The organism is Paraburkholderia sp. SECH4 (assembly GCF_030511745.1).
GTDB lineage: Bacteria > Pseudomonadota > Gammaproteobacteria > Burkholderiales > Burkholderiaceae > Paraburkholderia > Paraburkholderia madseniana.
Genome location: NZ_JALOCP010000001.1, coordinates 403,998 through 423,694, shown reverse-complemented (window position 1 = coordinate 423,694; position 19,697 = coordinate 403,998). Strand labels below are relative to the sequence as shown.

Annotated in this window: 15 protein-coding genes; 12 read left to right on the top strand and 3 right to left on the bottom strand. The window is 62.2% G+C overall.

Annotated features, from left to right (window positions below; genetic code table 11):
* The first annotated feature begins 82 nt into the window (after positions 1-82).
* The 6 genes from M0D67_RS01800 (at position 83) to M0D67_RS01775 (ending at position 6,585) form a co-directional block, all read left to right on the top strand.
* Positions 83-826, top strand: a complete 744-nt coding sequence (locus M0D67_RS01800; RefSeq protein ID WP_154567381.1) for an SDR family oxidoreductase — start codon at positions 83-85, stop codon at positions 824-826.
* Positions 827-856: 30 nt separating this feature from the next.
* The gene (locus M0D67_RS01795) at positions 857-1,471 is read left to right on the top strand and encodes a hypothetical protein (RefSeq protein WP_266237016.1); all 615 of its coding nucleotides are present in this window, start codon (positions 857-859) and stop codon (positions 1,469-1,471) included.
* Positions 1,472-1,487: 16 nt separating this feature from the next.
* Positions 1,488-2,387 (top strand): SDR family oxidoreductase, encoded by a 900-nt coding sequence (locus M0D67_RS01790; protein ID WP_154567379.1) that lies wholly within the window; start codon positions 1,488-1,490, stop codon positions 2,385-2,387.
* Positions 2,388-2,583: 196 nt separating this feature from the next.
* Positions 2,584-3,039 (top strand): (2Fe-2S)-binding protein, encoded by a 456-nt coding sequence (locus tag M0D67_RS01785; RefSeq protein WP_154567378.1) that lies wholly within the window; start codon positions 2,584-2,586, stop codon positions 3,037-3,039.
* A 1-nt stretch (position 3,040) separates the two neighbouring features.
* On the top strand, positions 3,041-5,275 hold the full coding sequence (locus M0D67_RS01780; protein ID WP_266237012.1) for a xanthine dehydrogenase family protein molybdopterin-binding subunit: 2,235 nt from the start codon (positions 3,041-3,043) through the stop codon (positions 5,273-5,275).
* Between the two features lie 56 nt (positions 5,276-5,331).
* Complete coding sequence (locus M0D67_RS01775; RefSeq protein WP_233465373.1) at positions 5,332-6,585, top strand: cytochrome c; 1,254 nt, start codon at positions 5,332-5,334, stop codon at positions 6,583-6,585.
* Between the two features lie 5 nt (positions 6,586-6,590).
* Here the strand turns inward: M0D67_RS01775 and M0D67_RS01770 are convergent, their stop codons facing one another.
* From M0D67_RS01770 to M0D67_RS01760, 3 genes are all read right to left on the bottom strand, one after another.
* Entirely contained in the window at positions 6,591-7,778 is a 1,188-nt protein-coding gene (locus tag M0D67_RS01770) for a porin (RefSeq protein WP_266237010.1), read from the bottom strand.
* Positions 7,779-7,841: 63 nt separating this feature from the next.
* On the bottom strand, positions 7,842-10,265 hold the full coding sequence (locus tag M0D67_RS01765) for a glycoside hydrolase family 31 protein (protein WP_171925497.1): 2,424 nt from the start codon (positions 10,263-10,265) through the stop codon (positions 7,842-7,844).
* Between the two features lie 19 nt (positions 10,266-10,284).
* Entirely contained in the window at positions 10,285-11,571 is a 1,287-nt protein-coding gene (locus tag M0D67_RS01760) for an MFS transporter (protein WP_171925498.1), read from the bottom strand.
* Positions 11,572-12,415: 844 nt separating this feature from the next.
* Between M0D67_RS01760 and M0D67_RS01755 the strand changes: the two genes are divergently transcribed.
* The 6 genes from M0D67_RS01755 (at position 12,416) to M0D67_RS01730 (ending at position 19,636) form a co-directional block, all read left to right on the top strand.
* Positions 12,416-12,763, top strand: coding sequence for a hypothetical protein (locus M0D67_RS01755; RefSeq protein WP_171925499.1), 348 nt, complete (start codon positions 12,416-12,418; stop codon positions 12,761-12,763).
* A 288-nt stretch (positions 12,764-13,051) separates the two neighbouring features.
* A complete protein-coding gene (locus M0D67_RS01750; protein WP_154566953.1) occupies positions 13,052-15,016 on the top strand; it encodes an extracellular solute-binding protein in 1,965 nt (654 codons plus the stop codon).
* Between the two features lie 42 nt (positions 15,017-15,058).
* Positions 15,059-16,096: a microcin C ABC transporter permease YejB gene (locus tag M0D67_RS01745; RefSeq protein WP_154566954.1), complete on the top strand. Its 1,038-nt coding sequence runs from the start codon at positions 15,059-15,061 to the stop codon at positions 16,094-16,096.
* The gene (locus M0D67_RS01740) at positions 16,096-17,202 is read left to right on the top strand and encodes an ABC transporter permease (protein ID WP_093633378.1); all 1,107 of its coding nucleotides are present in this window, start codon (positions 16,096-16,098) and stop codon (positions 17,200-17,202) included. The genes M0D67_RS01745 and M0D67_RS01740 overlap by 1 nt, the downstream gene beginning before the upstream one ends.
* Before the next feature lie 5 nt (positions 17,203-17,207).
* Complete coding sequence (locus M0D67_RS01735; RefSeq protein ID WP_266237200.1) at positions 17,208-18,833, top strand: ABC transporter ATP-binding protein; 1,626 nt, start codon at positions 17,208-17,210, stop codon at positions 18,831-18,833.
* 137 nt (positions 18,834-18,970) lie between these two features.
* Complete coding sequence (locus tag M0D67_RS01730; RefSeq protein ID WP_154566955.1) at positions 18,971-19,636, top strand: C40 family peptidase; 666 nt, start codon at positions 18,971-18,973, stop codon at positions 19,634-19,636.
* The last annotated feature ends 61 nt before the right edge of the window (positions 19,637-19,697 follow it).

Here is a 19,697-nt window from a genome sequence, read left to right as displayed (position 1 = left end):
GATGGCAAAACATAGCTAATTATCTTTGTCGCGATGTCGGTCAATATCCTGCTCAGGTTTCAACCTGAATAGGAGATTTTCGATGAGTGCAGCAAATCAATCCGGCGTCGCGATCGTGACCGGCGCTTCCCGTGGCATCGGCGCAACCATCGCGCGTCGCCTCGTCCGTGACGGTTTCGCGGTCGCGGTCAACTATGCGTCGAGCTCCGCCGAGGCGGACAAGCTCGTCGCCGAGCTGGCACAGGCCGGTGGCAAGGCGGTGGCGGTTCAGGGCGACGTCTCGAAGGTCGAAGACGTGCGCCGTCTGTTCGAAACGGTCGAGCAGCAACTCGGCAAGATCGACGTGGTGGTGAACAACGCCGGCATCCTGAAGACGGTGCCGCTCGCGCAGACCACCGACGAGGTGTTCGCGCAGACGTTTGCGATCAACGTTGGCGGCGTGTTCAACATGCTGCGCGAGGCAGCGACGCGCCTGAACGATGGTGGGCGGATCATCAATCTGTCGAGCACGACGCTCGCGCTGAACCTGCCGGGCTACTCGATTTACAACGGCACGAAGGCGGCGGTGGAAGCGTTCTCGCGCGTGTTCGCGAAGGAACTGCGCGGCCGTCGCATTACGGTGAACTGCGTGGCGCCGGGTCCGGTGGCAACGGACCTGTTCCTGAACGGCAAGACCGACGAGCAGATCGCACAGTTCTCGAAGATGCCGCCGCTCGAACGTCTGGGCCAACCGGAAGACATCGCGAACGCGGTGGCGTTCCTTGCCGGCCCGGATGGTGCATGGGTGAACGGCCAGGTGCTGCGTGCCAACGGCGGCATTGCCTGACGTACCGGCGAGCCGATAGTGGAACCTGACATGGTGACCTTTCAGGCTCCGGGAGGCGCGGCGCGTTGGCGCCTGCGTCTCTCCACCTCCATCCTGACGCTGATCGCAGTATTGGGATTGGCATCATGCGGCGGAAAGCGGGAGCCGGACGCTGCACAGAAGATGACGATGAGACCCTCTGTTACGTATTTGCACCTTCTGCGACATACGCCGTTTTTCACTGCACTGTCTACGGCGCAGCTCCGGTGGGTGATCGACCACTCACGCGAGTGGGAAGCGGATGCCGGTGCCGTGATCGCAACGTGCGATCACGGTGTCGAGCCGGATGCGCCGTACTGGATCCTGCTCGACGGTGGTTGGCAGGTCGAGCATGCCGGACGCACCGTAAGAAGTGGCCATGCGGACCCGGGCAAGTGGTTCAGTGCTGCTGAGGCGCACGGCGAATCGTGTGTGTTTGTGACGAACGAGCACAGCTATGTGATGCGCATTGAGCGTGCCGACATGTTGGCAATGCTGGATCAGCAGTTCGGATTCCGCACACATCTGGATAGCGGGATTGACCTCTACCGGTCGATTTTCGGCGATCGCACCGGAACAGGCCGGGTCCGGGTGGTCCAGCCTTCGCAACCCGTAGTCGGACATTGAATCCAGGAGATAACTCATGACGTACACCATTCTCGTGACTGGCGCATCATCCGGTTTCGGTTTAATGACGGCCCGTGCGCTGGCCGAAGCGGGCCATACCGTCTACGCGTCGATGCGCGAAACGCAGGGCCGCAACGCGCCTCGCGTCGCGGAAATCGCACAGTGGTCGAAGGAAAAATCGCTCGATTTGCGCACGGCCGAACTGGATGTGCAGTCCGAGGCGTCGGTTGCCGACGCCATTGCGCACATCCTGAAGGACTCCGGTCGTCTCGATGTGATCGTGCACAACGCCGGTCACATGGTGTTCGGCCCGGCCGAGGCGTTTACGCCCGAGCAAATGATCCAGCAGTACGACGTCAACGTGCTCGGCGCGCAGCGGGTGAACCGTGCGGCGCTGCCGTATCTGCGCAAGCAGGGCAAGGGGCTGCTGGTGTGGGTCGGCTCGTCGTCCACGCGCGGCGGCACGCCGCCGTTCCTCGCACCGTATTTCGCGGCGAAGGCGGCGATGGATGCGCTTGCGGTGTCGTACTCGACGGAGCTGGCGCGCTGGGGCATCGAGACGACGATCATGGTGCCGGGCGCGTTCACCAAGGGCACGAACCACTTCGCGCACTCGGGCAAGCCGGCCGATGCGCATGTCGCGGCCGAATACGAAAACGGCCCGTATGCTGGCGTGACGGATCAGGCGCTGAAGGGGCTGGCAAGCCTGGAGCCGGCGGATGCGGATCCGGCGGAGGTCGCCGCGGAGATCGTTCGCGTAGTGGGTTTGCCGTTCGGCAAGCGGCCGTTCCGCGTGCACGTGGATCCGTCGCAGGACGGCGCGGAGATCGTCAATGGCGTGGCGGACCGGATGCGCCGCGAGATGTACTACGCGATCGGTCTGCAGGACCTGCTTTCGCCGAAGCTCAACGGTTGATCGTTTGAGGATGGCCCGTCGGTAGAACCGGCGGGTCGTCTGGCTCAGGACTGCGAATGGTGTTTCAGTCCCGATGAACGCCCGGCTTTACACGCCGCGGCCGGCTGGTTTGCAGCCCCTGTTTTGGCTCGTATGCCCGTACCGCTGCTCCCCGCAGCGAATTCCCCACACCTGATTTTCCAACAAGAATCGACAGATGATCACGCTCAATATCAATGGACAGGATCACATGGTCGACGCTCCCCCGGACATGCCACTGCTGTGGGTGCTACGGGATACCGTCGGCTTGACTGGAACGAAGTTTGGCTGCGGGATCGCGCAGTGCGGCGCGTGCACGGTGCATCTCGACGGTGAGCCGGCGCGCGCGTGTGTGACGCCGGTGGCCCAGGTGGGCACCCGCCGCGTCACGACAATCGAGGCGATCGGCGCAACGTCGGCGGGCCGGAAGGTCCAGCAGGCATGGGTGGATCTTGACGTCGTGCAGTGCGGCTACTGCCAGTCGGGCCAGGTGATGGCCGCGGCGGCGCTGATCGCGGCGAACCCGAATCCGACCGATGGCGACATCGACGCTGCGATGGCAGGTAACGTCTGTCGCTGTGGCACCTACGTGCGGGTTCGTGCAGCAATCCATCGCGCGGCGCGGGAGGTATGAGATGACGCGTCAATCATTGGACGAGCGCCTGCAACCGGCGCTACGGGACAGGGATCCGCTGGCACGCCGCCAGTTCCTGAAGCTGGGCCTTGCCGTGAGTGCGGTTGCCGGGGGCGGGCTGCTGCTCGGCTTCAGCGTGAGCGGCCATGGCGAGGAGCGGCGAGCGGGCAAGGCCGTGCAACGGGTGCCGCACGACAGCGGATTCACGCCGAACGCCTTCGTGCGTATCGACCAGGCAGGCCAGGTCCGGCTCGTGATGATGAAGGTGGAGATGGGGCAGGGCATCTACACCGCGTTTCCGATGCTGATCGCGGAAGAGCTGGAGGTGCCGCTGTCACAGGTCACGCTCGAACATGCACCAGCCAATCCCGATCTCTATACCGATCCGCTGATGCACGAACAGACCACTGGTCTGTCGATGTCGGTGCGCTCAAGTTCGGAGCGCATGCGCCGGGCTGGCGCGGTCGCGCGCACGCTGCTGGTCAACGCGGCGGCGCGGCAATGGAGCGTGGACCCGGCGTCGTGTCGTGCAGAAGCGGGTATGGTCATCCACCCTGCAAGCGGTCGCCGGCTCGCCTATGGTGCGCTCGTCGACGCGGCAGCGAAGGAGCCGGTGACCGACGCACTGGTGTCGGGTGTCACGCTGAAAAAACCTCAGGATTTCAGACTCATCGGGACGAGGGCGCATCGGCTGGATTCTGTTGAGAAGACCAACGGTACGGCGAAGTTCGGCATTGACGTCCAGGTGCCGGGGATGCTGTATGCCGCAGTCGTGAACTGTCCAGTTGTTGGCGGCAAGGTCGCTCATGTCGATGACGCGGCCACCCGTCGCATGTCCGGTGTGCGCGAGGTGGTGCAACTCGACAATGCGGTAGCGGTAATTGGCGATCATACGTGGGCGGCGATGCGCGGTGCGGCCGCGCTTGAGATTGAATGGAACGAGGGCGCAAATGCAGACCTGTCGTCGCAAATGCTGTTCGATGACCTTGAGCGCGCGTCGCATCGCGACGGCGCGGTTGCGCGCCATCAGGGTGACGTCGAACAGGCGTTTCGTGGCGCGGCAAAGAAGCTGGATGCCGTCTACCGGCAACCGTTCCTTGCGCATGCGCCGATGGAGCCGATGAACTGCACGGTTCACGTGCGCGCTGACGCATGCGATATCTGGGTCGGCACCCAGAGCCCGACGCGGGCGATGGGTGCGGCGATGGCCGTCACCGGCCTGCCGGCGGAGAAGATCACACTGCACAACCATCTGCTCGGAGGTGGCTTCGGGCGCCGGCTTGAACCGGATACGATCGCGCAGGCACTGCTCATCGGCCGGCACGTCGACGCACCGGTCAAGATGACGTGGACACGCGAACAGGACATCCAGCACGACCTGTACCGGCCGTGCTACTACGACCGGATCTCGGCCGGCCTGGACGGTCATGGGAAACCCGTGGCATGGACGCATCGTGTGGTCGGCTCGTCGGTCGTTGCGCGCTTCGCTCCGCCGCTCTTCAGGAACAACCTGGATTTCGACGCGATTGAAGTCGCGTCGGACCTTCCGTACGACCTGCCGAATCAGAAGGTGGACTACGTGCGGCAGGAGCCGCGCGGTGTACAGACCGGTTTCTGGCGTGGTGTCGGCCCGATGCGCAGCACGTTCGTGACCGAAAGTTTCATCGACGAACTGGCGGGGCTGGCGAAGGTGGACCCTGTCGCCTATCGGCTCGCGCTGCTCGGCAAGTCTCCACGCACGAAGAACGTGCTGGAGGTGGCGCAACGGGTGTCGGGCTGGGGTCGGCCGCTGGGCACTCACGCTGGGCGGGGCGTGTCGGTGATGAGCGCATTCGGCAGCTTTTTCTGCGCGGTGGCGGAGGTCACCGTGATCGACGGCAAGGTCGGCGTCGATCGTGTGGTCTGCGTGGTCGACTGCGGACAGGTGATCAACCCCGACACAATCGAGGCGCAGATGCAGGGCGGTCTGATCTTCGGGATCACCGCGGCGCTGCATGGTGAGATCACCCTCAAGGACGGGCGGGTCGAGCAGGGGAACTTCAACGACTACCGGATGCTGCGGATACACGAGGCACCGAAGATCGAGGTGCACATCGTGAAAAGTACCGAAGCGTCGGGCGGTATCGGCGAGCCGGGTACCGCGGTGGTGGCACCGGCGGTGACCAATGCGATTTTCGCGGCGACCGGCAAGCGTCTGCGTACGCTGCCGGTCGGCAACCAGCTCAACGCGGCATGAGGGGCATGATCGTGAAGCGTTCGATTCCTGCTACGGGTGTGTCCCGTCTTGCCTCCATCGCGGTAGGGGCCGCGCTGCTGGCGCTATCCGTTTCGGCCAGTGCGGCTCCAGCCGCCGACGCCGATCTGATCGCGCGCGGTGCGTATCTCGCGAAGGCCGGCGACTGCATTGCCTGCCACACCGCGGCACGCGGCAAGCCGTTCTCGGGCGGCCTGCCGATGAACACGCCGATGGGGCGGATCTATTCGACCAACATCACACCGGACGCCGAGACCGGCATCGCCCGTTATTCGGAAGCGGATTTTGCCGCTGCGATGCGCAAGGGTGTCGCAAAGGACGGTCACAATCTCTATCCGGCGATGCCGTACCCGTCGTACGCGAGGACGAGCGACGCCGACATCCATGCGCTGTACGCGTATTTCATGCGCGGCGTGCAGCCGGTGAGTCAACCGAACCGCAAGCCGGATATTCCGTGGCCGCTGAATGCGCGCTGGCCGCTGAAGTTCTGGAATCTGCTGTTCGTCGACGATGCGCCCTATCAGGAAGTCCCCGGCAAGGATGCGCAGTGGAATCGTGGGGCTTATCTCGTCCAGACGCTCGGCCACTGCGGTGCATGCCATACCGCGCGTGGGATCGCGTTCCAGGAGAAGGCGCTCAATGAGCGCGGTACGGCATTCCTTGGCGGTGCTGCGCTCGACGGGTGGTTCGCGTCGAACCTGACGGGCGACAGCAACACCGGGCTTGGCCGCTGGAGCGAGGAAGACGTGGCCTTGTTCCTGAGGACCGGTGCCAACCGGCATGCGACTGCATTTGGTCCAATGACCGATGTGATCAATCACAGCACGCAGTATCTGAGCGATGCGGATCGGGCCGCGATGGCGCACTATCTGAAGTCGCTTGGGCCAACGCGCAGCTCTGGTGATGGCGCACCTTACGACGGCAGTACGACGGGAGCAATGGCGCATGCGATGGCCGGAGGCCAGCTTGGGGCGGCGACGTACGCGACCTACTGCCTGCACTGTCACGGAGTGACGGGACGAGGCTATGCTCCGCTGCTGGCGCCACTGGCTGGCAATCCGAACGCACTGGAGAAGGATCCGTCTTCGCTGATCAACGTCGTCCTGAACGGAACCGGTGCGTTGAAGATTCAGGGGGTGCCGGCGCCGTATCCGATGCCTGCCTATCGTGGGACACTCAGTGACCAGGAAGTCGCTGACGTCGTTACGTACATCCGGCATAGCTGGGGGAACGGGCAGACTGAGCCGGTTTCCGCCTACCGTGTGCGTGGTTTGCGTGAGGCAACACGCTGACCGCATCAAAACGCGTGCCGCAACCCCACCATGCCGACGAATTGTGACGGCCCTGACGACGGCGTCGTATTCTGCGAGTCGCCGACCACAGCCACTGCGTCAGTAATACTCGTGCCCGTGCTGCCCGACGCGACCAGCGTCTTGCCTCTCGCATGCTGATAGGCCTCCAGTGCGTATAGCGTCGTGCGGGCGGAGAGGTTGTACGTCTGCTCGAGCGAGACCTGCTGATAGCGCGCTGCATCGCTGATGCCATTCGCTTTGCTCGCTTGCGTGTAGCTGTAGCCGGCGCCGACCGTCACGGCCGGCGTGATCCGGTATGTGGAAATCACGCCGTACGTATTGAACACGCCTTCGCCGGTGAACAGCGAACCGGAGCCAGGCGCGTACTGTACGTTCGAATAGTTCACGCCGACCATCAGGCCCTGGTGGGTGTAGCGAGCCGCTGCGGCGAACAACTGCGCGCTGCGTGCCGTCGCATAGCCGCTGTTGACCGGTGAGTTGACCGCGTAGGTGCCGAGCGCCTGGCTCGTCGCGATGTCTTTCAGTTTCACGTAGCCCACCGCGATCGCAATCGGCTGGTAGTCGTAGCGGGCCGCCGCGCTGAATTGGCTGCCGTTGGCCACGCTGCCCGGCACACCGCCCAGGCCGTACTGCGCGCTGAATTGCAAACCGGCGAGGTTCGGCGAAAGATAGGTAACCGAATTGTTGAGGCGTAACGTGGTGTCGAGCGCGTCGAGGTCGCCCGGATGCGCACCTGTCGCGCCCGTCAATACGCCTGTCGGCCCTAGTGCGCCGACCATCTGGAAGTAGGGCGTGTACTGGCGGCCGAGTGTCACCGTTCCGTATCGGTCGTTGTTGAGCCCGACGTACGCTTGCCGATTGAAAATGAAGCCTGCGCTACTCTGTGCGCCGGTCAGCGAGTTAAAGCCGCTTTCAAGCCTGAAAATCACCTTCGTGCCGCCGCCAATGTCTTCAGCACCGAGCAGGCCGAACTTGCTCGCCTGCAGGTTGCCCTGGCTCATGTAGAAGTTGGAGTGTCCCTTCTGGTTGCTGACATAGGTGAACGCGTTGTCGACGACGCCGTACAGCGTCACGCTGCTTTGCGCCGACGCGCCGCTTGACAGCACGATGCCCGCAAACGGCAGGCACGAGAGGACGAGTGCGCGTGTACGCGCGCGCTTCAATGAGTTCATGGCTAACGGGTCTCCGGATTGGATAGGTGGTCGTTGGTCTTCAGGTCGGTGATGCATGCTGGGTTAGGGGGCGATGGCAATCGACAGGCATCGCCAGCCGTCGGCGGTGTGGTCGGCCACCAGCGCGCCGTCGAGGCAGACGACCGCGCGCACCTCGCTGGCCGGCACGAACAGTCGAATTTCCTGCTGCGGCTGCTGGACCCAGCCTTCCCGCACGATCGAAATGCGCAGCGTGCTCGCATCGCTTGTAATCGTGACCTGCCAGTGGCCTTGCGCGCCTGTGCGCCAGGCTTCGCTTTCGCCGTCGTCTTCGACGCAGCCGCCGCGAGCGATGCCTGTGCCGACGTGTGGCACGGCAATGAACGCACGTTCGTCGGCGGGACGGCCGAAGTGTTGTTCAGCGATGTTCAGCGGAATTACGCTGCCCTCGCGAAGCAAGGTCACGGGCTGCTCGAATGGGGCAGGCAGCGTCACCGTCTGGCCGCCTTCGAACACCTCGCCGCTCCAGTACGACGCCCAACGTGCACCGGTCGGCAGATAGATGTCGCGCGTCGACTGGCCCGCCTCCACCACCGGTGCAACCAGCATCGACGAGCCCAGCATCATGTCGTCGCCATCCGCGAGGCAACGCGGATCGTGCGGAAACTCCGCGAACATCGGACGCAATACCGGTTCGTACGCGCTGTGCGATTGCCATAGCAACTCGTACAGGTAGGGAATCAGCCGGTAGCGCAGTTTGATCAGCGCCGCGACCTGCTGCGTGACTTCGGGATACATCCACGGCTCATTGACCGTGCCGTCGTCGTTCCAGGAATGAATGCTGAAGCGCGGCAGGAAGATGCCGAAGGCGACCCAGCGGACGAACAACTCCGGACCCGGCGCCGGACCCGAGAATCCGCCGATATCGTGGCCGCTGTTCGACACGCCGGACATCGCGAGTCCGAGGCCCATCTTCAGATTGAAACGCAGCGTTTCCCACGAGGTGTAGTTGTCGCCGGACCAGGTTTGCACATAGCGTTGCATACCGACGCCGCCTGAGCGGGACACGAGAAATGGCCGGCGGTCCGGCGCGTATTCGCGCTGTGCGTCGTGCGACGCGCGCATCATCAACTGCGTTTGCAGCACCTTCGCCTCGCGTGCGGGAGACGGTTGGCCGAAGCCCTGGGCAATCGCGTCGGGCGACCAGATTTCGAATTCGTTGTTGTCGTTCCAGGTTGCGGCGATACCGTGTTTCAACAGGCTGTCTTTCACGCGGGCTTTCCACCAGTCGATGGTGGCGGGATTCGTGAAGTCCAGATATGCGCCGACTTCGTCCCAGAACTGTACCCACGCCGGATCGCCGTCACTCGACGCGATCAGCAAACCGGCGCGCGCCACTTCGTCGAAGGCCGGATGATCCTGCAACAGGCACGGTTTGATATTCGCGCACAGACGCACGCCATGCCCGAGATAGCCACGCACGAAGCCGTCGATGTCCGGAAACTTCTCGTGGTTCCAGTTGAACACGTAGCGCTTCGGACCGATCGAGGTATAGCCCGACGACAAGTGGAACGAATCGCACAGCACGTCGTGCTCGCTGCATCGATCGATGAATTCGCCCATGCGCTGCTGCGCGTCGGGCGCGTCGGTGTAGCTCATCGTCGAGCCGGAGTAGCCGAGTCCCCATTTCGGCATCCAGGCCGGACGCCCGGTCAGCCACGTAAAGCGGCGCACTGCATGCAAGGGCGTGCCCGTCGATGCGATGAAGTAATAGTCGAGATCGCCATGCTCGGCGACAAAGTGCCGGTAGTGCCCGTGATAGTTGTCGAGCTCGCGGCCCATATCGAAGCGGCAGTCGGCGAGCGTGTCGTAGAACAGGCCGAATCCTGTGGCGCTTTCCGGCTGCCAGGTCACGTAGAAGGGGATGTGCTTGTAGAGCGGATCGGTCGTGCGTGCGCTATAACCCATCGCGTCGATATTGCGCATTTCGTAGGACTGGTCCGCGCGATTCAGCGAACCGGCGCGCTCGCCCAGGCCCACATACATTTCGTCCTTGCGACGCTCGATGTAGTGGTACACGCGCTCGTCCCACCAGCCGAAGTTATACGCCTGCGTCTTCCGATCGCTCATCACGCGATGCCAGGCCGAGTCGTGCAGGATGTCCCACGCGCAGAATCCGCCATCCAGCGTGACCGTCAAACGGATGCGCGCTGTTTCGACCACGACGTGCCCGGCGTCGCTTGAAAGCGTGAACGGTGGTGGCGTAAAGCCGCTCATGTCACGGCGATCGCGGCCTTCGAGCGGAACGTCGTCAGCGCCCGGCGCGAGAGACCAGGTACGCGGACCTCGCGTTTCGCCGTCCGGCAGCACGAGTACGCGGATGATGTCGTCGGCGAGAACGAACAGTTCGATCCGGCAGTTTTCCTGCGCGGCAAGAACGACGTGGTTGCCGGCATGGGAAGACAGTGAAAAAAGCGGCGGGTGCTTCAGATTCGTCAGTGAACGCATGATGGGTCTTCGAGTGAGGTCACGCAGCAGGGCTGGCGTTGTTGTCGACTTGATGCGGACGTGCGTCGCGTTTGACGCCGCGCATCAGAATGATCAGCAGCGTGGCGCCGATGAGATCGAACGCGCCGAGGGCGCCGAAGAGCGGCGTGTAGCCGATCGTATCGGCCAGCGCGCCGACAAGCAGCGAAAAGCCCAGGCCGCCGATCCACGCGGACATCCCGGCAAATCCGGCGACGGTGCCGACTTCGCTGGGGTCGAATACGTCGGCCGCAAGAGTATTGACGAGCGCCGAGATCATCTGATGCGCGAAGCCGCCCACGCAGAAGAGCGCGATCGCCTGATACGGTGACGCGACGAGGCCGATACAGGCCGGTCCGAGCATCATGAAAGCGCCGAGCACGACACCTGCGATGCGCGAGCCGATCAGCGGGATGCGCAAGTGCTTCATCAGGAACGGTGACAGGTAGCCGCCGAAGAGGCCGCCGAGGTCGGCGGCAAGAAACGGCAGCCACGCAAACAGCGCGATCTGCTTCAGATCCATGTGACGTTGCGTTGCGAGGTAAAGCGGAATCCAGAAGCTGAACGTTTGCCACGCCGGCTCGGCGAAGAAGCGCGCTTGTGCGATCGCCCAGAAGCGGCGCGTGCGGAGCACTTCGCGGATGCTGCGCCGTTGTGGCGCACCAGGGGTTTGTCCGCTGACGATTGTCTCGCGCTCGGCCGCGCTGATGCGCGCGTGATCGGCCGGCGAGCGATACAGCACATACCAGGCGGCGGCCCACACGAAGCCGAGCGCACCGGTCACCGCAAACGCGCTTTGCCAGCCATATCTCAGCGACAGGAAGACGACGAGCGGCGGGGCGAGCAGCGAACCGAGCGACGTGCCTGCATTGAAGTAGCCCACGGCCACGGACTTCTCGCGATTGGGAAACCATTCGGCGACCACCTTCATGCCTGCCGGGATGGCGACGGCCTCAGTCAACCCCATGAGTCCGCGCAAGGCTGCGAGCGAAAGCCAGCCAGTCGCGAAACCGTGCAGCACGCCCGTCAGCGACCAGAGGCAGGCGAACAGCGCAAAGCCGAGCCTCAGGCCGATCAGGTCGATGATCAGGCCGCATACCGGCTGCATGATCGTGTAGCCGACCTGGAACGCACCGACTACGTACGAGTACTGCTTGGTGCTCATGTGCAGCAACTGCGTCAACTGAGGCGCCATCACACCGAGGGCGTTGCGCGACAGATAGTTGACGATCGTCCCGACGCATACGAGCGCGATGATCCACCAGCGCAAACCAATGATTGTTTTCAAAATCTGTCTCCGTACCCAATGTGTCCGCTGACTGGCCGCTGGACGGCAGGCATGCGCGAATTCGAACATTTATCTTCGTTTAGTGTCAGTCATCGTATCACTGGTAGCGAGGCCGGATACTAGGGAAAACCATGGATTAAGTGGTTGAGTTGCTTGAAATATCTATTGAATTTGGCCTTTGCACCATGCTTTTAAGGTGATGAGGTCGGACGACCGGTGACTTCTGGATATTATTTGAATGTTCTTTCGAACATTCGATGTTCGTTTTGGCGGCCGATGCGAATGAGCGTGGTTGATCTGCGGTTATCGCGGCGGAGAGGTGGCGAGGTTGCTGAGATGAGAGGCGACGCTTGGCAGCGCCGCGTTGTCTTCTTGCGATCCGATATGAATCACCTGCTGGCGCAGCGCGAACGCACGGGAAGGCAGTGGCGATTGAGGCGAATGGAGCGGACGGTTTTTGCAGTCAGGTTAGGCCCGCTACGTGCCGCAAGAATGCTTCGACATCCTACTGATTTGAGTGCGCCGCCATTGCCGCAGCCACAAGGCGGATCGTGAAGCCGGCGACCGGATTACCAGGTGCGTGCGAAAGCGGCGGCCAGAGTCGCCCTGCCGCGGCGAGGGCGGTGAAAGATGAGCAACTTGCCGACAGATGGGCGACTAACAACAAGGCGGCTCGATTACGCCGCCACTACTTTTTCACCAAACCTTCGTCCAATGTAACGAGACGTAACGAGGCGAGCACCCATGCGATCTTGTGCATCAGTTATTACAAAGTTGAAATACGCGGATGGCTGCCGTGCGCTATATTTCGGCCAACAACACACATTCTTCAAAAGGGTGATCAATGAAGTCCGCACGTCTTGTTCCACTTCTGATCGGGGTTCTCGGGTTGGCTGCGTCGGGTGCTGCAATGGCCGGCGGGCTCAACATTGGTGTCAACATCGGCATTCCCGCGCCGGTCTACGTGGCGCCGGCTCCGGTCTACGCACCGCCGCCGCCCCCGCCGCCGCCCGTCGTCTATCAACCGGCTCCCGTGTACTACGGCGGCCCGGCGATCGTGATCGGCTGGCACGGCGACCGCTACTGGGACGGCCGCCGCTACTGGGCGCGTGACGACTGGTATCGCCGTCATCCCCCTGGCCGCTACGATTACGGCCGTGACCACTACGACAATCGTCGTGGCTGGCACTAAGCCATCAAAAAGCCACAGTTGACGCAGTTGCCGCGTTGAAAAAACCGCCCCAAAAAGGGCGGTTTTGTTATTGCGCTCGCGAAACCTGCGGGCTGGGCTGAAAACGCCGAGTCAACAGAGCAAGCCGGTCAGCAGGATGCGTTTGCCAGCGAGGACGCCCATGAATTCTCCCAATGAGGTTTGCGCACCACGCGCGTGAATGTCTTGCAGATGAGATGTGCGGACTGCGCGGGTTTATTGGGTAGAATTCCCTCACGCCGCAATTGCCCACTGACCAACAAGGCCCCTATGACAACTGGCTCGCGATGGGTTCAAACGCCTCGTGCACTTTGGTGCAGCGTGATTCATAGGCTATCGCGTGTCGGTCTACCGGTTGTGCCGCGCTCCTCGCGCTCGGCGTGCGCTGTTGCGCTGTGCGGCGTGTCACTTCTCGCCGGTTTGCTCGCGGCGCCCGAGGCCCAGGCGGTCTATGCGATCGCGCAATACGGCGAGCCGAAATATCCCGCGGATTTCAAGCACTTCGACTACGTCAACCCGGATGCGCCGAAGGGTGGCACGCTGGTGCTGGCCAATCCGAGCCGGCTCACCAGCTTCGATAAATTCAATCCGTTCACACTGCGCGGTAACACCGCACCGGGCGTCGACCTGATGTTCGAGAGTCTGACCATCGGCAGCAGCGACGAAGTGGCGTCCGCCTATGGCCTGCTCGCGGACGACATCAAGATCGCGCCCGACGGCCTGTCGACCACTTTTCACATCAACCCGCGCGCGCGCTTTTCGAACGGCGATCCGGTTACTGCGGACGACGTCAAGTTTTCGCTCGACACGCTGAAAAGCCCGCAGGCCGCGCCGCAATTCGCGTCGTTTTTTGGCGAGATCACACGCGCAGTCGTTGTTGATCCGCATACGATCCGCTTCGAGTTTCATCAACGCAATCGCGAGTTGCCGCTGCTCGCGGGCGGCATGCCGGTGTTTTCGCGCAAGTGGGGGATGAAGCCGGACGGCAGCCGCATCGCGTTCGACCAGTTGGCGTTCGAGAAGCCGATCGCCAGCGGGCCTTATCTGATCGATCAGTATGAGAACGGTCGCACGATTGCCTATCGACGCGATCCGAATTATTGGGGTGCGACGTTGCCGGTGCGGGTCGGCATGAACAATTTCGATCGGATCGTCTACAAGCTGTATTCGGATAGCACAGCGCGGCTCGAGGCATTCAAGGCGGGCGAGTACGACGCACTGGTCGAATATATCGCGCGCAATTGGGTGCGGCGCGACGTCGGCAAGAAGTTCGATAGCGGTGAGTTGATCAAACGCGAATTCCCGCAACATAACGGCATTGGCATGCAAGGCTTCGTGCTCAATACACGGCGGCCATTGTTTCAGGACGTCCGCGTGCGCAAGGCGCTCGATCTCGCACTCGACTTTCAGTGGCTGAACCGGCAACTGTTCTTCAATCAGTACACGCGCATCGACAGTTTCTTCGCCAATACAGAATTGCAGGCGAAGGGTATGCCAACGCCTGGCGAGTTGGCGCTGCTCGACCCGTGGCGCGCCAAACTTGATCCGGCTTTGTTCGGTCTGCCGCCGAAGCAGCCCGACACCGATCCGCCAGGCTCGCTGCGCGCCAATCTGCTGCAAGCGCGCGCGTTGTTGCAGCAGGCGGGGTGGACCTATCGCGACAATGCACTGCGTAATGCCAAAGGTGAGCCATTCGAGTTCGAGATACTCGACGACTCCGGCTCGTCCGCGCAGTTTGAGCCGATCGTCGCGACCCTCGTCCGTAATCTGCAGAAGCTCGGCATCACCGCGAGGTTTCGAGCGTCCGACTTCGCGGTCTATCAGAAGCGACTCGACGCATTCGACTTCGATGCGACCACGATTCGTATGGGAGACGTGCAGGTGCCCGGTTCGGAGCAGATCGACCGTTTTGGTAGCAAGGCTGCGGACACCAACGGTTCGGACAATGTGATCGGGATAAAGTCGCCGGCCGTCGACGCGATCCTGAGCGCGCTCGTGCATGCGCAGACGCGCGCGCAGCTGATCGACGCTACGCACGCGCTCGACCGCGTGCTGATGCATGGCTACTATGTGATTCCGCAGTGGTACAGCGCTTCGCACCGGGTGGCGTTCAAGCGCGGTCTCGCCTGGCCGAAGACGCTGCCTCTGTACTATGGCGCGGAAGGCTGGATCACGTCGATGTGGTGGTATGCCCAGCCGCAACCGCCGCAACCGCCGCAAGCACCGTCGCACTGAACGCGTCCATTCATTCACCGCCTTCGCACCGGAAACGACGCCATGTGGAGCTACATCCTCAAACGCCTGCTGTTGATGATCCCGACCTTGCTCGGCGTGTTGACGCTGACCTTCGTCGTGATCCAGTTTGTTCCGGGCGGCCCGGTCGAGCAGATGCAGCACGAGCTGCGCAAAGGCGCGGAGAATGGCGCGCCGTTCGGCCTGCGCGCGCATACCGGTGTCGACGCGCAGCAGATCGCGCAACTGAAAGTGCTGTATGGCTTCGACAAACCGCCGCTCGAACGCTATGGCCTGATGCTCAAACGCTTCTCGACGTTCGACCTTGGTCAGAGCTATTTCCGCCACCAGAGCGTGTGGTCGCTGATCGTTTCGAAGTTGCCGGTGTCGATCAGCATCGGCTTATGGACGTTCTTTCTGACGTATCTGATATCGGTGCCCTTGGGCATCGCCAAAGCGGTGCGCAACGGTTCGCGCTTCGATATCGCGACGAGCCTCGTCGTGCTGGTCGGCTATGCGATTCCGGGCTTTGTATTGGGCGTGCTGTTGCTGGTGCTGTTTGGCGGCGGCAGTTTCCTGCAGTTGTTCCCGCTGCGCAATCTCACCTCAGACAACTGGGCGCAATTGAGTTTTGGCGGCAAGATCGTCGACTATCTGTGGCACATCACGTTGCCGATCACGGCCTCGGTGGTGGGCAGTTTCGCGGTCGTCACGATGCTGACGAAAAACGCCTTCCTCGACGAGATTCGCAAGCAATACGTGCTGACCGCGCGCGCCAAAGGTTTGTCGGAAAAGCGCGTGCTGTGGAAGCATGTGTTTCGTAACGCGTTGCTGCCGTTGATCGTCGGTTTCCCGGCGGCATTCATCGGTGCGTTTTTCACCGGCAGTCTGCTGATCGAGACACTGTTTTCGCTCGACGGACTCGGCCTGCTGTCGTACGAATCGGTGGTGCGGCGGGACTATCCGGTCGTGCTCGGCACGCTTTATCTGTTCACGCTGATCGGTCTTGCGACCAAGCTGATTTCCGATCTCTGCTATGTGTGGGTCGATCCCCGCATCCAATTCGAACAACTGGAGCGCTGATGAATCGAGCCCGTCTTTCAGCCGATGCGGCGGCGCGCACCGAACCGGCTCGCGCGTTCGTGTCACCCACGCCCGCGCGTCGCGTCTGGCAGCGTTTTCGCCAGCAGCGTCTTGGCTACTGGAGTCTGATCATCTTCGTCGTGGCTTTTGCAGCGAGCCTCGCCGGGCCGTTGTGGTCGAACGACAAGCCGCTTGTGGTGCGTTATGAAGGGCAGTTGTATTTTCCGATGTTCAAGACCTATGCGGAGACCACTTTCGGCGGCGACTTCCCGACGCCCGCCGACTATCTCGATCCGTATATCAAGCATCGTTTCGACACGCCGGGCAACTTCGCCGTGTATCCGCCGAACCGGTACTACTACGACACGCTGAATTACTTCTCGAAGGCACCGAACCCGGCGCCGCCGTCGCGCGATAACTGGTTCGGCACCGACGACCGTGGTCGCGATCTCTTCGCGCGTCTTCTGTACGGTTTTCGCGTGTCGGTGGAATTCGCGCTGGTGCTGACCTTGATCGGCACCGTGCTTGGGATTGCCGCGGGCGCCGTGCAGGGTTACTTCGGAGGACGTATCGACATCATCGGGCAGCGCCTGATCGAAATCTGGAGCGCCATGCCGGAGCTTTACCTGTTGATCATTTTCTCGTCGATCTTCGAGCCGGGGTTCATTCTGCTGATTGTGCTGCTGTCGCTGTTCGGCTGGATTGGCTTGTCCGATTACGTACGCGCGGAGTTTCTGCGCAACCGCCACCAGGATTATGTGCGTGCGGCACGAGCGATGGGCCTCTCGAACTGGCAGATCATGTGGCGGCACGTCTTGCCCAACAGTCTGACGCCGGTGATCACGTTTCTGCCGTTCCGCATGAGTGGCGCGATTCTCGCGCTCACCAGCCTCGACTTTCTCGGCCTCGGCGTGCCGTCGCCGACCCCAAGTCTCGGCGAACTGCTCGCGCAAGGCAAAGCGAATCTCGACGCATGGTGGATCTCGTTGTCCACATTCGGCGTGCTGGTTGCGATGCTGTTGCTGCTGACGTTCATGGGCGATGCCCTGCGCAACGCGCTGGACACCCGCATTTCCGATGCCATGCGTGCAGGAGGCAACCAGTGAGCGCCATGGTGGAGAACGACGCAAAACCGGCTATAACGCAGCCGCTGCTGGAACTCGATCGTCTGCACGTGACCTTCGGTGACACGGTCGCGGTGAACGACGTGACGCTCGCGATTCAACGCGGCGAGCGGGTCGCGCTGGTCGGCGAATCGGGTTCGGGCAAGAGCGTGACCGCGCTCTCGATCCTGCGTCTGTTGAGCGACGCGCAGGTGAGCGGGGCGATTCGTTTCGATGGCCAGGACCTGCTTGCGAAAAGCGAGCGTGAGATGCGCGGCATGCGCGGCTCGGACATCGCGATGATCTTCCAGGAGCCGATGACGGCCCTTAATCCGCTCTATACGGTCGGTGACCAGATTGCGGAGACGATCGTCGTACACGACGGCGTCACGGCGAACGAGGCGCGTAAGCGCGCAGTGGCGTTGCTAGGGCGCACGGGCATTGCCGAGCCCGGCAAGCGTGTGAACAGCTATCCGCATCAGCTCTCGGGCGGTCAGCGGCAGCGCGCGATGATCGCGATGGCGCTCGCGTGCCGTCCACGCCTGTTGCTGGCTGATGAGCCGACGACGGCACTCGACGTGACGATCCGCGCGCAGATCGTCGAGCTGCTGTTGGAGCTGCAACGCGACGAAGCCGAGAAGCGCGGTATGGCCGTGCTGCTGATCACGCACGACCTGAATCTGGTGCGCCATTTCGCGCAACGCATCGCGGTGATGGAGCAGGGCGTACTCGTGGAAAGCGGGTCGGTCGAGCAGGTGTTCGAGTCGCCGCAGCATCCGTACACGCAACGTCTGCTGGCGAGCCGCCCGCAGCGCACGGTGGTCCCCGTGCTGCCGATCTCGCCCGTCCTGCTCGAAGCGCGCGACGTCTCGGTCGATTTCAAAACGAAACTTCCGGGCGTGAGCGGCTGGTTTCGCTCGGGACACTTCCACGCGGTTGCCGATGCGAACGTGTCGGTGCGCCAGGGCGAGACACTGGGGATCGTCGGCGAATCGGGTTCGGGTAAATCGACGTTGGCAATGGCCCTGCTCGGTCTGCAACGCACGGTGCACGGCGAGATCGAGTTTCAGGGCAGGGCGCTCGGCAGCTATCGCGGCGCCGAACAAACCGCCTTACGCTCGAATATGCAAGTTGTCTTTCAGGACCCGTTCAGCTCGCTTTCGCCGCGGCAAACCATCGAGCGGATCGTCGGCGAAGGACTTGCGCTGCACCGGCCGCAAATGAGCCAGGAGGCGCAGCGCGACAAGGTGGTGTCGGTCCTGCGCGAAGTCGGTTTGGACCGCACGGTGCTGTACCGCTATCCCCATGAATTTTCCGGCGGCCAGCGTCAGCGGATTGCGATCGCGCGCGCTCTGGTGCTGGAACCACGCATCCTGATACTCGACGAACCGACCAGCGCGCTCGACGTGTCGATCCAGCAGCAGGTGCTGAAACTGCTCGCCGGGTTGCAACAGAAGTACAACCTCGGCTTCGTTTTCATCAGTCATGATCTGGCCGTGATCGGGGCGATGGCGCATCGTGTCGCGGTCATGCAAAATGGATCGATCGTCGAAAGCGGCGACGTTGAGCAGATTTTTGCGACACCGGCGCACCCTTACACCCGAAAGCTGCTGAAAGCGGCGCTTGATCACTGATTTTGCACTCTTTCACCAATTGGGTGCGTGTCTCGATTGTATTTTTCTATTTGTTTTGACACGTGAATACTTACTGGCTAGTATCGACCAAACTTTTTTCCGTAGCCCACTGATTTTTAGGCAAAAAATACCGACCAATGCAGCACAGAAACCTAACCCAGGCTTGCACGCGCGTCGTCGCCGGGATGTTCATTGGCGTCTTGATGGCAGCAGCTCCCGGCGCGTTCGCCGACGAAGTAAGCAGTTTTAATCAGAATGCCTCATATTCGACCCCCAGCGGGTCGAATTCTTTGTCCCCCCTCAATTCGCAATCGGCCGCTCCTGACAGCGACGGCAGCGCCAAATCGTTCCTGTCCGGCATGGCCGGCAAAGCGGGCGACGTGGTGGTCGGCGCGCTGAACATGATCGGCGTTCGCTACCGTTGGGGTGGTAATACGCCCGATTCGGGGCTCGATTGCAGCGGCTTCGTTCGCTACGTGTTCCAGGACACGCTCGGTATGGCGCTGCCGCGTCGCGCCGAGGAAATGAGCCGCGTCGGCGAAAAGGTTCGCGTCAGCGACCTGAAGCCGGGCGATCTGGTGTTCTTCAATACGATGCGCCGCACGTTCTCGCACGTCGGCATCTACATCGGTGACAACAAGTTTGTGCATTCGCCTTCCACGGGCAGCACGATCCGCGTCGACGATATGGATAGCGGGTATTGGGAAAAGCGCTTTACTGGTGCACGCCGGATCGAGACGTCCTATCAGGAAGGCGAAGATCTGCGTAAGCGCGTGAATGCGTCGATCGGCGGCAACCAGTAACTGATTCAGCCCGCACCGGCGGTTTTGGTGCGACAAAAAAGCCTGCTTCGTTCGAAGCAGG

What these genes read in the sequence shown, in the direction of transcription:
- M0D67_RS01800 (WP_154567381.1), top strand. Translation starts at nt 83, where the DNA reads ATGAGTGCAGCAAATCAATCCGGCGTCGCGATCGTGACCGGCGCTTCC.
- M0D67_RS01795 (WP_266237016.1), top strand. Translation starts at nt 857, where the DNA reads ATGGTGACCTTTCAGGCTCCGGGAGGCGCGGCGCGTTGGCGCCTGCGT.
- M0D67_RS01790 (WP_154567379.1), top strand. Translation starts at nt 1,488, where the DNA reads ATGACGTACACCATTCTCGTGACTGGCGCATCATCCGGTTTCGGTTTA.
- M0D67_RS01785 (WP_154567378.1), top strand. Translation starts at nt 2,584, where the DNA reads ATGATCACGCTCAATATCAATGGACAGGATCACATGGTCGACGCTCCC.
- M0D67_RS01780 (WP_266237012.1), top strand. Translation starts at nt 3,041, where the DNA reads ATGACGCGTCAATCATTGGACGAGCGCCTGCAACCGGCGCTACGGGAC.
- M0D67_RS01770 (WP_266237010.1), bottom strand. Translation starts at nt 7,778, where the DNA reads ATGAACTCATTGAAGCGCGCGCGTACACGCGCACTCGTCCTCTCGTGC.
- M0D67_RS01765 (WP_171925497.1), bottom strand. Translation starts at nt 10,265, where the DNA reads ATGCGTTCACTGACGAATCTGAAGCACCCGCCGCTTTTTTCACTGTCT.
- M0D67_RS01755 (WP_171925499.1), top strand. Translation starts at nt 12,416, where the DNA reads ATGAAGTCCGCACGTCTTGTTCCACTTCTGATCGGGGTTCTCGGGTTG.
- M0D67_RS01750 (WP_154566953.1), top strand. Translation starts at nt 13,052, where the DNA reads ATGACAACTGGCTCGCGATGGGTTCAAACGCCTCGTGCACTTTGGTGC.
- M0D67_RS01745 (WP_154566954.1), top strand. Translation starts at nt 15,059, where the DNA reads ATGTGGAGCTACATCCTCAAACGCCTGCTGTTGATGATCCCGACCTTG.
- M0D67_RS01740 (WP_093633378.1), top strand. Translation starts at nt 16,096, where the DNA reads ATGAATCGAGCCCGTCTTTCAGCCGATGCGGCGGCGCGCACCGAACCG.
- M0D67_RS01735 (WP_266237200.1), top strand. Translation starts at nt 17,208, where the DNA reads ATGGTGGAGAACGACGCAAAACCGGCTATAACGCAGCCGCTGCTGGAA.
- M0D67_RS01730 (WP_154566955.1), top strand. Translation starts at nt 18,971, where the DNA reads ATGCAGCACAGAAACCTAACCCAGGCTTGCACGCGCGTCGTCGCCGGG.